Genomic DNA, 13,219 nt, shown 5'->3' on the forward strand with positions numbered 1-13,219 from the left:
CTGTGAAGACACAGACACCTATGCGTCAGCAACGTCTACCATCCCGAAGGGTGTCTGTGAGGACACACACGGGAGAAGGAGGCTATAATTTTCTCAGACACGATTCATACAATCCAGCGTATTCTCTACTTCCTAACAATCCATTTTCCCCGCAACTTTGTTATCCTTGCAGAAGTATAGTTCATGCAGGGTGAAGTGATAGGCGATCCCCTATTCACTCAATTACTCAATAGCTCATTAAAAAATGAAACTCCTGAAAATTGCCGCTGGTGTCCTGAATCAAACCCCGCTTGCCTGGGAACAGAATAAACAAAACATTATCAACGCCATCGAAGAAGCGCAGCGACAGAACGTTAGTCTGCTGTGTCTGACCGAGTTGTGCATTTCAGGCTATGGTTGCGAAGATGCTTTTTTCGCGCAGAATACAGTCGATCAGTCGATTGCTTCGTTGCTGGAGATTGTCGAACATACGAATGATATTGCGGTGGCAGTTGGGCTTCCGCTGAAACATAATAATCGTACCTACGACACGGCCTGCCTGATAGCCAATAAGCGGATTCTGGGATTTGCGGTGAAGCAAAATCTGGCCAACAACGGCGTCCATTACGAAACACGATGGTTTCAACCCTGGTTGCCGTATATCCGTGATGAAATCAAAATTGGTGATTTTACATATCCGTTTGGTGATGTTGTTTTCGACCTGTCGGGCGTACGAATCGGTTTCGAAATTTGCGAAGATGCCTGGGTATCCAATCGCCCCGGTCGGATGCTGTATGAGCGGGGTATCGACATTATTCTGAACCCGACCGCCAGCCACTTTGCTTTCCTCAAATCGCAGGTTCGCGAACGGTTTGTGGTCGATGCGTCACGAGCATTTGGTGTTAGTTACGTATACGCCAATATGCTTGGAAATGAGTCAGGACGCATTATTTTCGATGGAGATGCGATGGTCGCGTCTAATGGAGAATTACTCGTGTCGGGTCCTCGGCTGAGTTACGAAGATTTCCTGATCGTATCCGCCGTTGTTGATGTGGATGCCACTCGCCTGAATCAAACCCAAAGCCGGGCCAATCTAGCGCTGGCTTACCCAAATCTGCGTGTAACGACTACATTCGACTGGCCTGATATTGCGCCCGTTATTCAGAAAGCCGAGCTCGAAGCCTGGGAACGCGGTGGTTATCTAAAAGAAGAAGAATTTGCCCGAGCTGTCGCGTTAGGTCTATTTGATTACTTACGTAAAAGCCGCTCACAAGGATATGTATTGTCATTGAGCGGTGGCGCTGACTCATCGGCCATTGCTGCTCTGGTCTTTCTGATGATCCGTATGGCAATCGAGAATATTGGCCTGGATGGAGTGAAGAAAAAACTGAGCTACATTAAGGATATTCAGACTTGTAAAACTTCTGAAGAAATGGTCGGTAAACTCTTGACAGTCATGTACCAAGGGACCGAAAATTCGTCGGACGACACATTCAACTCCGCTAAAACCTTGGCCGATGATATTGGAGCTACGTTCCTGAGTATTAACATCAATGGTTTGGTCGAAACGTACCGTGGACTGATTGAAGAACAACTTGGCCGGAAACTCTCCTGGAATACCGATGACCTGGCCTTACAGAATATTCAGGCACGTGTTCGGGCTCCAAGTATCTGGATGCTGGCGAATATCAATAACGCCCTATTACTCACCACATCGAATCGTTCGGAAGCAGCCGTAGGATACGCTACGATGGATGGCGACACGGCGGGCAGTATTTCGCCAATTACCGGCATCGATAAGCATTTTCTACGCGGCTGGCTACGCTGGCTCGAAACGGTTGGTCTGAACGTGAAAAACGAATGGACACCCGCCGACCGAACCGGTTCTGTATCAGACTCTACTTCTTCAGACCAACTGATAAAAGTAAAAGGGTTAAGTGCAGTCAACAACCTGCAACCCACCGCAGAACTTCGCCCATTGGACAAAAAACAAACCGACGAAGACGACCTGATGCCCTACGACGTATTGAACTCCATCGAAGAAGCCGCCATCCGCGACAAGCAAGCGCCCGTCGATGTATTGCGACTCGTAGAGGTACGGTATGCCGGTGTTCATACTCGTGAAAAATTGCAGTTGTGGGTCGAACGGTTCTTCAAATTATGGAGCCGAAACCAATGGAAACGAGAACGTTACGCGCCTAGCTTCCACCTGGACGATCACAACCTCGATCCTCGTTCGTGGTGTCGTTTCCCGATTCTATCAGGTGGTTTCGACAAAGAACTCGCCGAAATGCGCGACTGGGCCGCCGAACAAAAACCCAATACCCGAAAAGGAAAAATTGGGTTTTAGGATGAATCAGAAGGACTTCTTTTCTTGGAGACGGATTAATCAATCTGTCTCCTTTTTTATTCTACTTACGCTATTTTCTAAGGATTTTGTGTACGGCTAGCGAACTGTTTTCACCTATTTAAGGTAAGTTATCAGGTGGAATAAGAACTAATGAAATCAATTATCCCCGGTATTTTATTCGCAGCTCTTTGGGCGTCGGCTTCGGTAACAACAAAGTTTGGTGTACAGTCGGTACATCCACTTATCTTAGCCAATGTTCGGTTTTTTATTGCTGGTAGTGGGATGCTTTTGTTTGCGTATACAATACAGCGTGCGCAAAATGCCTGCCCGACTCGCACCGAATGGGGACGATTACTGATTTTTTCGTTGCTGAACACGACGATTTATTTGGCTGCATTTGTGTTGGCTATGAAACAGGTATCGGCCGGAATTGGTAGTTTATCCACCGCAACGAATCCGTTGATTATTACGCTGATATCGGCATTGTGGCTACGAAGAAAACCGCGCTGGAATGAAATTGGAGGATTACTGCTAGGGCTTTCGGGAGTAGCCATTGCAACCTATCCGCTGTTGCAAAACAGTTACGCAACCATTGAAGGGTTACTTATTTTAGCTGTAGGGTCAATATCCGTATCGGCCGCAACCGTCTACTACGCCCGCTTCGACTGGCGACTTCCCAACCTGGTTATCAATGGATGGCAAGTGCTGCTAGGCGGGATTCAGTTATTACCGTTTACCTTGCTCTTTGCCGATTTCAGCACAGCTCACTACGACACACGTTTCTGGACGTCGCTTTTTTGGCTAATTATACCTGTATCCGTTGTTGCGTTGCAGTTATGGTTTTTCCTCGTTAAGCAAGACCCCGTTCGGGCGTCGTTGTGGCTGTTTCTTTCCCCGATTTTTGGCTTTGTCTATTCTTACTTACTTATGGATGAGCCCATTACACTCTACACACTTGTTGGTACCGCAGCCGTTTTGGGCGGGCTTTGGCTAGGGAGAAAAGCATAAGGTCACTGCTTTATCACCGTCATTTCGACGCGTCGATTCAGCTGACGGGTGTTCTCATTTCGATTGTTGGCGATGGGACGCGTCGGGCCGAAACCACGGGTCGTGATTCGGTTGGCGGCAATACCGTTTTTTACCAGATAGTCTTTTACGAGATCAACTCGCTGTTTAGACAGCTTTACGTTTTCATCGAAATCGCCCTGATTATCTGTATGACCAGCCAGTTCGATTTCAGTCGTTGGATGCTCATTCATGTAGGCCAAAAGCTGATCCAAAGCAGGTTGCGCTTCGGGCAGGAGTTCGGCTTTACTCTGCACAAATTGAAGTGCCTTTAATTGCGTCGTTTTACCGGGTGCCACGACCAGGGGCGGTGGTGTGTACATCACTTTCGCGTCCAACGTTTTAGGGGGCGTTACGCGAGAACCGTTCGCAGTCGACGACAGAGGAGTAGGCGTTCCCCGAGCCGTGATTTCAGGAAGCTCAACTGGCGCATTAGCATTGGCCGTCCGAGCTTGCTGACTTGCTGGTGTTGTTGAGGCTGTTACGGTTGTTTGGTTAACAGGTTTTGTTCCAGAACGATAGAGAAACGTTGGTATCGTTCTGGTAAGCTCAGTTACGGCCGGATTAGTAAAGGCTAATTGCTCATCCAGACTAGCATAACCTTCTGCTTTAGCCGTAAAAATATAAGACAGTTTCGGGTCAAGAATAAGCTGATAAGCACCTTGGGCATTCGTCGTTTGCTGCGCTCGAATAGCTCCAGTCTGATTTTTCACCAGCACAATGGCACCAGCAATAGGAGTCTTAGTCTGTCCATCCTGTACAATTCCTCTAACAACCGCTGTGCTACTGGTAGTTGGAGCTACTCGCTGTGCGGGTTGTGCCCAAACCGTTATTGCGATCAGATTGCACAGAAACTGGTACTTGATAGTAACTATAAGCTTTATCCACTTCATGTTATAAAGGCAACGTTGAAACGTAGTGCAAAAGTACGTCAAACGCGCTAAAATCAAGCTATTGATGGCTCCAGCAACTGCCGAATTTCAGGCCAGTTTTTTAAGCCCATTTTTTAGAGATAAAATTCTGATTTTCAGTATATTACATAGCTAAAATAATCACCAAAAAATGAACGTGAAAGTGCTGATTTTCGTTAGTAAAGTATGACACAGAAAACTAACGCAACGATGCATTCTCCGAACGCTCAGGCACCCCTTGCACCGGCCTCGACGGGCAATTTGCCGCTCGACGATAGCTGGCGGAAATCAATTCCGGCGCAGGTATTTCTGAACCATTTCTTCGCAATGGATTACCATATCCATCACCAGAATGACCTTTTCGATGTCGCTAAATTTCCCATTTTTCAGCAATTCTATGGGCAAGTTACAGACGGGACTCGAAAGGCTTTAGAAAAACTCTTACTGAACAGTTGGAGTGCTGAATATGCGCTTCGAATTACGCCCGTCGTCAACGATGAGCAATACCTGCAAAGCTCATTACATTGGACGTTTCCGCAAGCCTATTACAGCGCTTTATTTAGCGCCAGAGCTTTCCTGGCTGTTCAGGGTATTAATGTGAGCAATGAAGAGCTGATTCGTAAGCGAATTGGTAACATGGTTGTCCGTGGCTATTATCCCGCTTCGATTGGCTATTACGCGCTTGGGCCGATCAATAATTATCGGATTCAACGGCTGCCGATGGCCAAGCGATTTAGTGTAGCCGCTAAGTCTGATTTGCTGTTGCCTTCGCGCGAAGGATCAGTTCAGGCAGAATTGGCGCAGTTCCTGAAAACAACTCGTGATCAACGGGTAAAAGCGCTGCGAAATGCTATCCAGAACAACCCAAAAACAGCCTTACGTAGCCCGAAAACAGGAGAGATTTTGCAGAAATTTAGTGTGGAGCAATACAAGCAATTGGCTAAGCAGATTGGCTATACGACGTATTTCGATATGCTGAGTCGTTTACGAATTTCGTCAACGAACCGGGAAATCGAACGGTTTGTGGATTCGGAAATTGATGTGAAGTTATTTCACCAGAGTTTAGTGAATATTGTATCGCATGTGAATTCGGTACACGAGGCCTACATTGCCAAAGCCATTGGGATACAGGCTTATCGACAATTGGTTGCCAAATTACCTTCCTATTTGCAGGAAAGTTTTGTGCGCGACCGAATGAACACCATCATTGCACCCATGTTAATTTCGCCAGCCTCCGATCAGGACTCTTACCTGCGGATGGCTGCCTAAATAGATAATTTGATTGTGGAAAGTAGTTAGGCATTTTGAACTGGTTGCCTAATTTTAATAGTGTGAAATCCGATTAGCCAACTTGCTGATCGGATTTTTTTATATAAACAAAAACGGCCAACCCTTTTGGAATCGGCCGTTTCGGGTGTAAAGGACAGTGATTATTTTTTAGCAGATGCAATCAGGTCGTTTGCCATTTTTACGTAATCGGCATTTTTGGCTTCGGTCGCTAAGGCAACCGTTTTCTCGGCGCTGGCAATTGCGTTGGCTTTTTCTTTTAATTTCAATTCAATACGAGCTTTTAATAGCATTATCCAGAATGCTTTGGGATTTTGCTCAGTAGCTTTAGTCACCCAACTAAGCGCTTGTTTCAAATCGCGATTTGTCTCGTAGTAATAGCTGGCAGCCTCAAAATAAGCGGGCTTATCGGAAGCCATCGAAGCCTCAATATTTTTTACAATCGTTTGATCGATATCGGCGGTAATGGCAACCGGAACGCGGGTTTTATCCCACATAATTTCTAAAACGGCTGAGGTCGGCAGAATATCAGCGATATTAATGGTAAAGGTTTCAACTTTGTTAGGCAACGAAGTTGGTTTCACCTGAACACGTACCACTTCGTTTTCTTTTTTGTAATCACCCACATTAGCACCCAGATTCAGGTCCTTGGAGAGCATTACTTCCCAGCTGGTTTTGCCTGGAATTGTAAACAGGCCATAGGTCCCGGCTTTCACGTCTTTACCTTCCAGTTTCACATCCGACGAAAACGTGATTTTTGAGGTTGCGTTAGCGCCCGTACGCCATACTTTATCATAAGGGACTAAATCGCCGAAAATAGTCCGTCCTTTTATCGCTGGTCTGGAGTATTCAAGTGTAATCTCCCCTAAGGCGAAACTTTGTTTGGTGGTTTGGGCCGGGCTGGCGGCTGGCACTTTGAGTTGAGCCTGAGCAATGGAAAGTGAACTCAGCGTAAATAGACTAGCTACGGCAATTCTTGAGAGATACAAACTCTTCATGATGGTGAAATGATGAAAGTAATCGTGATATGTTTTTTCAAGACCAAAGGTACAGATTATGCCTAAAGTCTATAGACTATCGATCACGAAAAGTATCCTACAATTGGCAGAATCTATGATAGGAACAAGACAAAATTATGGTGTAAACGGTAGATAGCATACTGATTTATAGACTTATCCGTTATCGCAGAAATAACTATTCAGCCTTATGAAACCTCTCCTACTTCCCGTTGTTTTTACTCTTTTAATTAACCAATCATTTTCCCAAACAGTAGATCAACCATCGTCTCTATCGAGCTTTAAGAAGAAAAGCTGGCAGATTGGCGTGCGCGATTGGCGTCAAGGTGGCAATCTCATTGGTATCCGGAATACGCTGCAATTGCATGCCGGTTATTATCTGGCTAACCAGCTGGCTGTAGGCATAAGTGGTACCTGGGGTAGAGAGGGAACAAGTTGGGGCGCTTTCCACGATATCACGTTGGGGCCTTATGCGCGGTATCAGTTTACGTCTACCCGGATATCTCCTTTCGTTGACGTATCCTACCAGATAGGCCGACGATCTTCCTGGGATGATGCGTTTACGTTCTCAAGTATAGGTATACAATCTGCCCAGATTAGTCCCGGCGTGAGTGTTGGGGTAACTCGTTTCCTTCGGGCAGAACTGAACTATCATTTCCAATGGATATTCCAATCTGGCTCCGGCTTTTGGGGCGAATATATTGGTCAGCCTCAGCTTGGCCTTACTTATCTATTCAACAGAAAGTAACGGGCTACCCGACACAGTTATCAGAGGATTAGAACGATATATCTTCACTGTACATTCAGCCTAAATAAGGTATACTTCTGGATATAACGTTCAACTAACCTATTAGTAAATTCCTATGGGTGAAGTTGAACGTTCATGGTACGTTCCATCTATTGATAACGTTACCGGGAACGATTGCATAAAAAAAGTTAAGTAATTACTTGCAAAAATTAAATTACACGATCAATTTCCAAGCCTGTATGCTATTCGAAAGACCGTTTGATTTAGTCAACATTCTTTTAAAAATACAAAAACAGCGATTATATAATTACCTACTAAGGTGCTCTTTTAACGTCGGCCAGGATTATCAATAGACTCAATTTTACTACGCTTGTGAATTACAGATCATTACCGGACGAGATGTTGCTACTCTATTTGCGAACAGGCGATGAGGAAGCTTTTCGGGTGATTTACCAGCGCTATTGGAAAAAGCTTTATTGCATCGCCCGGCGAAAAATTGAGTCTGCTGAAACCGTCGAAGAGATTGTTCAGGATATCTTTCTAAAACTCTGGGAGCGTCGCAATACGTTACGAATCGAGCAGTTAGACGCTTATCTGATAACTGCCGTTCGGTATGCTGCAATCAACCACATCAAATCGGCGATGGTGCATGAAAAATATGCTGAATATGCCATCGACTCGTTTTCAGAAATCGTCTATACAACGGATGAGCAACTGCATTTGGCCGATCTGATGAATGCCGTTGAACAACAACTGAACGATTTCCCCGACAAAACCCGCCAAATTTTCCGATTGAACCGTCTGGAACACCATTCCGTCAAAGAGATTTCGGCACGCTTAAAAATGCCTGAACGAACGGTCGAATATCACCTCAGTCAGGCCATCAAATCCTTACGCATCTACCTCCGTGACTTTCTCCCCTCTTTCGTTTACGTACTTCTTTCTTTCTGGTCTGTAAGCTAACTGATCACAGCTATTTTGTTAAGGCCTGCCGTCTTTTTGTCATTCCGACAATAGGAAGAATCTTAACTTATCCTCATTGTTGAGCCTGGAAAGCCTGAGATTCTCCTCTACGTTCAGAATGACAAAGATTTTTACTAATGCTATTTCCCGAGCGTATACACAGTTTTTTCTACAATAATAGCTAAAACGAGCACCGTATAATTATACCAAGAATTATTATACTACTCAGCCACATTCGCATCATTTTTCAATGAATTAACAGGATTGATTGCGGTTTACAAACAAGTTTCCTGACTTATCTCATAGAACACTATCAGGATAGCTCATGAGCCGAAAATCGTTCGGACAACTGTTACAAAAATACCTGCGGAACGAATGTACACCGGAGGAAAAAGCGTTCGTAGAACACTGGTATGGCTTGCTGGAAAACGACACCATCGATCCCGGACAAGAACTCGACTGGACTGAACTGGAAGCCAGAATGTGGAATCAAATGCAGCAAAAAATGGATCGGCCTGAGCCGATGGAAGAGGCCCGCGTTGTTCCACTGACTACTCGCTATCGCTGGCTAAGTATTGCCGCTGCTGTCTTACTGGTTGGCGCATGGTTTTTCATAAAGCGTCCCGGTGCTGTCGTTTCTTCTCCCGGTTTACTGACTACACAGGTTGACGGGAATTTGATTGAGCAGACCAATACAACATCAAAAGCAGTACCGATCCATCTGGAAGACGGCAGTACTGTTCAATTAGCAGCCAAAAGTTCGTTGCGATTTCCGAAAAAATTTGCCGCATCCAATCGAACGGTTTACCTGACAGGCGATGCCTTTTTCGACATTCAGAAAATGCCTTCCCGGCCTTTTTATGTACATGCTGGACGTATCGTAACGAAGGTGCTTGGCACGAGTTTCTTTGTCCGAAGCCAGGGTCCATCAGAACAAGTACGGGTTGAAGTGGTAACGGGTCGGGTTGCGGTGTATGAAGAAACGTCACCCAAACAAAAGAGAGCAAATGGCGTCGTACTCAGGCCCAATCAGGCGGCTACATTTTTTAACGAACAACAGCATTTTGTCACTGGGTTGGTCGATAAACCTGTCATAATCCAGAAATCTGAAGTTGAGACCAAACCAGTCTCTTTTCAGTTTGATGATGCCCCCTTATCAGATGTGTTGGCGCAGTTGGAGCAAGCTTATGGTATTGCCATCGAAGTTGAAAACGAACAACAGAACAACTGCCCGCTAACGGCCGATCTGAGCAATCAGACTTTATATACGCAGTTGGATATTATCTGCGCGGCCCTGAAATCAAGCTATAAAATCCAGGGAACCACCATCCTGATCAGTGGCAAAGGGTGTAGCTAACTGGCTTCCTAACACTGTATTTACCTTAACCTAACAAGCCTATGAACTGACAATTTCCTGACCCCAAGCTTCTCAAAAAAAAGACGCTGGTCATGCGGCTAACATGTACCAGCGCCGATGTACTCCCCAAACGGACTTGACTGCGAATCGTGCTCCGTTAACAGGGATTAGTTGTCAAATTCCCATTTAACAAACCCAAGGTATGAAAAAAAGAGAACCTGTACTAACAGGCGGTTCCATGAGCCTCCGTGCTCACCCAATTATACGGATCATGAATTTATCGCTTATTCAACTCTTCCTGATGATTGCCTGCACAAGCCTTTCGCTTGCGTTTGATGGTCATGCGCAGGAGTTGATGAATCGCCCCGTTACGCTGAAAGTAGACGGTCAGCGACTTCGAACGGTGCTTACACAGATCGAGCAACAAACATCCGCTCGGTTTGTATACAGTTCCAAAACTGTCAATGCCAATCAGCCGATCACGCTTTCCCTGAAAGACAGACCGTTGACGGAAGCCTTGCACGAACTCCTAAAACCGCTAAAACTCACTTACCGACTCGTGGGCGGGCAAATTGTACTGGATACTGAAGAAGATGCTCATTCCCAATTGCTGAATCTAACGACCGAATCAGCAGATCGCGGAATTGCCGGTACCGTTTCGGATGAAAAGAATGCGCCACTACCGGGCGTAAGTGTTGTAGTGAAAGGATCGAACCGGGGAGCGACAACGGATGCCACTGGTAAATACCGAATTAACATTCCCGATGGAAATGGGGCCACGTTGACATTCTCCTTTGTCGGCTACCAAAGCAAGGATGTTGAGGTAGGTAATCAAACGACCATTAATGTCTCGATGGTACCTGATGTCAGTTCGCTCGATGAAGTGGTGGTGATTGGCTACGGGGCCGTTCGCAAAAAAGATTTGACGGGTTCGGTTGTTCAACTCAAAAGTGAGCAATTGAAGGAAGTGCCAACGGCTAACGTTCTGGAAGCTGCCCAAGGTAAAATTGCCGGGGCCGATATTACCCGCAACAGCGGTCAGGCAGGTGCAGGTGTCAGCATTCGGATTCGCGGAAACCGTTCCATTGGGGGCAACAACGCTCCGCTGATCATTGTCGATGGAATCCAGTATAGTAATCTCGAAGATATCAATGCAAACGATATCGAAACGATGGATGTGTTGAAAGATGCGTCGTCGATTGCTATTTACGGATCACGCGGTGCTAACGGCGTTATTCTGATTACGACGAAAAAAGGGAAATTGGGTAAGCCTGATATTTCGTTCAATGCGTATTCGGGTATTTCTCAGGTGACCATGTATCCGAAAGCAATGGACATCAATGCGTTTCGGGATTTCAAGCGCGAAGCCTGGCGGGCGGCTGGTGTCTGGAAAAGCCCAGCCGACGATGCAGCTATTTTTACCAACGTAGCCGAATACAACGCATTACAGAACGGCACCTGGACGGATTATCAGGATGCGTTGATTCACAATGGTTTGCAACAGGATTATCAGGTGGGATTTCGGTCGGGCACGGATCGTCTGAAGTCGTATGTGTCAGTCGATTATTACAATGAAAAAGGCATCCTGAAACTGGATGAAATCAAACGCTATACGGGTCGCCTGAATGTCGATTATACGATTAACGATTGGATGAAAATCGGGTTATCGAGCCAGCTTACGTATTACAATCAAAGCGTACGCCGTGACCCACTGAACCAGGCCAACAAAATCAGTCCACTGGGTTCACTCTACGATGCCAACGGCAATTTCAATTATATCATGCTCGATGGTCAAACGGCGAACCCGTTATCTGACGAGCAGCCGAATGTGTTCAACAACTCGATATTGACTACGCGTATTCTGACCAATGGTTATGTCGAATTGACGCCCCTAAAAGGCTTGACGGTTCGAAGTACGATAGGCGTTAACCTGGCTTCGATTCGGAATGGTGCCTATTCATCGCCTAAATCGATTGATCGGTCCTTAACAGGTAAATCGTTGGCTACGTACGATGCCAGCAACAGCCGGAGCATCAACTGGGAAAACGTGCTGACCTATCAGCGGACGGTAGGGCAACACGCGTTTACGTTTACGGGAATCGCCAGTTACATCGGCAACTCATCGGATAATGTGTCGGCTTCGGGGGTGAATCAGTTGCTGCCATCGCAATTATTTTATTCGCTTGGAAGCGCCACGGAAGAAATCAAGATCAACTCAGCCTATTCAAAAAACGACCTGGTATCGTTCGCCGGTCGATTGAATTATTCGTTTCGGGATCGGTATCTGCTGACCTTGACTGCCCGTGAAGATGGTTCGTCAAAACTGGCAACGGGCAACAAATGGACGTTCTTTCCATCAGCAGCTTTTGCGTGGCGGATCATCGAAGAAAAATTCATGCAGGGTGTGAAGGGGCTTAGCGACCTGAAATTGCGGGCAAGTTATGGTGTGGCTGGAAACGACCCATCAGGCCCATATGCCACACAAACCACACTAACCCGAATTGCCTTTGGGTACGACGAAGTAGCCGCACCAGCCTACACGTTTTCCCGAAATGTAGGCAATGCGGAATTGGGCTGGGAATTGTCGTACACCAAAAACCTCGGTATTGATTTCGGCCTGTTCAACGGTCGGATCAACACATCGATTGACTATTACGACACCCGAACAGAAGACCTACTTCTGGACCGTGGCTTGCCACCAACAACGGGTGTAACGACCGTAAAACAGAACATCGGCAAAACCCGGAACCGAGGCTTTGAGGTTACGCTGGGAAGCACCAACATCCGCACGAACAATTTCAGTTGGAGCAGCAATCTGACTTTCACCAAAAACAAGGAAGAAATTACCGAACTGGTAACCGGCGGTAATGACATCGGCAACGGCTGGTTTATCGGTAATCCCATCAACGTCTTTTACGATTACGAAAAGCTAGGTATCTGGCAAACCTCAGAAGCGGATCAGGCAGCGCGACTCTCCCCCACGCAATTGCCTGGCGAAATCAAAGTAAAAGACCAGAATGGCGACGGTAAAATTGATGCCGTAAACGATCGGATCATTCTGGGTAATCCCCGTCCGAAATGGAGTGGCGGTTTTGATAATACCATCAAGTTCAAAGGCTTCGACCTGAACGTATTCCTGTATGCTCGTGTCGGTCAGATGATTAACTCCGATCGGTCAGCTCGTTTCGATCAGCAGGGCGTGGGTAACAGCACTGCCGGACTCGATTACTGGACGCCCGAAAATCCGACGAATGCGTATCCTCGTCCAAACAAAAATGGTGGCTTGAAATACCTCTCAACGCTTGGGTATGTTGATGGTACCTATGCCCGGATTCGGAATATTACGCTGGGCTACAATGTACCCGCCACGTTCCTGAAATCGAAAGTAGTTCGGAGCGTTCGGCTGTATGTAACGGGTAAGAACCTGTTCACCTTCACCAAGTTGAACTACGATCCGGAGCGCGGTGGTTCCGAAAACTTCCCGATGACCAAGCTCTATGTATTTGGCCTAAACGTCAGTCTATAATCCCTAACTCTGGTATT

The 13,219-nt window shown here is 46.3% G+C and carries 9 protein-coding genes; 7 read left to right on the plus strand and 2 right to left on the minus strand.

Translation table 11 applies throughout. The features are described 5' to 3' along the window. Positions 1–244 precede the first annotated feature (244 nt). Together nadE and ACYVE4_RS01895 are read left to right on the plus strand one after the other, a co-directional pair. The gene (gene nadE, locus ACYVE4_RS01890) at positions 245–2,329 is read left to right on the plus strand and encodes an NAD(+) synthase (RefSeq protein WP_460995174.1); all 2,085 of its coding nucleotides are present in this window, start codon (positions 245–247) and stop codon (positions 2,327–2,329) included. A gap of 150 nt (positions 2,330–2,479) precedes the next feature. Beyond that, positions 2,480–3,337: a DMT family transporter gene (locus ACYVE4_RS01895; RefSeq protein ID WP_460995176.1), complete on the plus strand. Its 858-nt coding sequence runs from the start codon at positions 2,480–2,482 to the stop codon at positions 3,335–3,337. Between the two features lie 2 nt (positions 3,338–3,339). Here the strand turns inward: ACYVE4_RS01895 and ACYVE4_RS01900 are convergent, their stop codons facing one another. Further along, positions 3,340–4,287 (minus strand): OmpA family protein, encoded by a 948-nt coding sequence (locus tag ACYVE4_RS01900; protein WP_460995178.1) that lies wholly within the window; start codon positions 4,285–4,287, stop codon positions 3,340–3,342. A 204-nt stretch (positions 4,288–4,491) separates the two neighbouring features. Here ACYVE4_RS01900 and ACYVE4_RS01905 point away from each other — a divergent pair, with 204 nt between their 5' ends. Then, positions 4,492–5,574 (plus strand): hypothetical protein, encoded by a 1,083-nt coding sequence (locus tag ACYVE4_RS01905; RefSeq protein ID WP_460995180.1) that lies wholly within the window; start codon positions 4,492–4,494, stop codon positions 5,572–5,574. 161 nt (positions 5,575–5,735) lie between these two features. Here ACYVE4_RS01905 and ACYVE4_RS01910 read toward each other — a convergent pair whose 3' ends face one another. Further along, on the minus strand, positions 5,736–6,590 hold the full coding sequence (locus ACYVE4_RS01910; RefSeq protein WP_460995182.1) for a DUF2911 domain-containing protein: 855 nt from the start codon (positions 6,588–6,590) through the stop codon (positions 5,736–5,738). 208 nt (positions 6,591–6,798) lie between these two features. On the opposite strand from ACYVE4_RS01910, the gene ACYVE4_RS01915 reads away from it, so the two are divergent. The 4 genes from ACYVE4_RS01915 to ACYVE4_RS01930 all read left to right on the plus strand — a co-directional run bounded on the left by ACYVE4_RS01915 (position 6,799) and on the right by ACYVE4_RS01930 (position 13,202). Continuing rightward, positions 6,799–7,356 carry a hypothetical protein gene (locus tag ACYVE4_RS01915; RefSeq protein ID WP_460995184.1) on the plus strand — a complete coding sequence of 186 codons (558 nt, stop codon included), beginning with the start codon at positions 6,799–6,801 and terminating at the stop codon, positions 7,354–7,356. Positions 7,357–7,755: 399 nt separating this feature from the next. Further along, complete coding sequence (locus ACYVE4_RS01920) at positions 7,756–8,319, plus strand: RNA polymerase sigma-70 factor (protein ID WP_460995186.1); 564 nt, start codon at positions 7,756–7,758, stop codon at positions 8,317–8,319. Between the two features lie 325 nt (positions 8,320–8,644). Further along, entirely contained in the window at positions 8,645–9,676 is a 1,032-nt protein-coding gene (locus tag ACYVE4_RS01925; protein WP_460995188.1) for a FecR family protein, read from the plus strand. A 202-nt stretch (positions 9,677–9,878) separates the two neighbouring features. Next, positions 9,879–13,202, plus strand: a complete 3,324-nt coding sequence (locus tag ACYVE4_RS01930) for a TonB-dependent receptor (protein ID WP_460995190.1) — start codon at positions 9,879–9,881, stop codon at positions 13,200–13,202. Positions 13,203–13,219 lie beyond the last annotated feature (17 nt).

This window comes from Spirosoma harenae (assembly GCF_054776975.1).

Bases quoted from the DNA above. Each gene is read 5' to 3' on its own strand.
- nadE (WP_460995174.1), top strand. From the start codon at position 245: ATGAAACTCCTGAAAATTGCCGCTGGTGTCCTGAATCAAACCCCGCTT.
- ACYVE4_RS01895 (WP_460995176.1), top strand. From the start codon at position 2,480: ATGAAATCAATTATCCCCGGTATTTTATTCGCAGCTCTTTGGGCGTCG.
- ACYVE4_RS01900 (WP_460995178.1), bottom strand. From the start codon at position 4,287: ATGAAGTGGATAAAGCTTATAGTTACTATCAAGTACCAGTTTCTGTGC.
- ACYVE4_RS01905 (WP_460995180.1), top strand. From the start codon at position 4,492: ATGACACAGAAAACTAACGCAACGATGCATTCTCCGAACGCTCAGGCA.
- ACYVE4_RS01910 (WP_460995182.1), bottom strand. From the start codon at position 6,590: ATGAAGAGTTTGTATCTCTCAAGAATTGCCGTAGCTAGTCTATTTACG.
- ACYVE4_RS01915 (WP_460995184.1), top strand. From the start codon at position 6,799: ATGAAACCTCTCCTACTTCCCGTTGTTTTTACTCTTTTAATTAACCAA.
- ACYVE4_RS01920 (WP_460995186.1), top strand. From the start codon at position 7,756: ATGTTGCTACTCTATTTGCGAACAGGCGATGAGGAAGCTTTTCGGGTG.
- ACYVE4_RS01925 (WP_460995188.1), top strand. From the start codon at position 8,645: ATGAGCCGAAAATCGTTCGGACAACTGTTACAAAAATACCTGCGGAAC.
- ACYVE4_RS01930 (WP_460995190.1), top strand. From the start codon at position 9,879: ATGAAAAAAAGAGAACCTGTACTAACAGGCGGTTCCATGAGCCTCCGT.